Below are 510 nucleotides of genomic sequence, written 5' to 3'. Positions count from 1 at the left end.
TTTCGCAGCTTATCACGTCCTTCATCGCCTCTGAGAGCCTAGGTATCCCCCATGCGCCCTTAATTCGCTTGCGCGATCTTAAAACCTTCTTCTTTCTTCTACTTCTCAATATGTCAATGAACTCGTTACCAATCATTATCGGTAATGTGGAGAATAACGGATTCGAACCGTTGACCCCCTGCGTGCAAGGCAGGTGCTCTAGCCAGCTGAGCTAATCCCCCAAAATTTTCAATAAAATTATCAAGAACGTTTTCCTGATAAACTTGTTTTCCGTGGGCCTGCGTGGACTCGAACCACGGACCTCGACATTATCAGTGTCGCGCTCTAACCACCTGAGCTACAAGCCCTAATATATGATAAAGATAAACCAAAAGCAGAGTCTCTCGTCTCCAGAAAGGAGGTGTTCCAGCCGCACCTTCCGGTACGGCTACCTTGTTACGACTTAGCCCCAGTCGCCGATTTTACCCTAACAGTGTCTTTAACCTACTGCTTCAGGTCTCCCCGACTCCC

2 tRNA genes and 1 rRNA gene are annotated in these 510 nt (G+C 48.0%); all 3 read right to left on the bottom strand.

The features are described from left to right. Positions 1 to 147: 147 nt before the first annotated feature. Positions 148 to 221 (bottom strand) — tRNA-Ala (locus L0659_RS26255). Between the two features lie 52 nt (positions 222 to 273). Beyond that, positions 274 to 347: transfer RNA gene (locus L0659_RS26250), tRNA-Ile, on the bottom strand. Positions 348 to 393: 46 nt separating this feature from the next. Beyond that, positions 394 to 510, bottom strand: a 16S ribosomal RNA gene (locus L0659_RS26245); the annotation flags it as partial.

Origin of the sequence: Dyadobacter sp. CY347, assembly GCF_021502655.1 — a bacterium.
Taxonomy (GTDB): domain Bacteria; phylum Bacteroidota; class Bacteroidia; order Cytophagales; family Spirosomataceae; genus Dyadobacter.
Note: the sequence above shows the minus strand (reverse complement) of the source record. Positions and strands in the feature narration are given on the sequence as shown.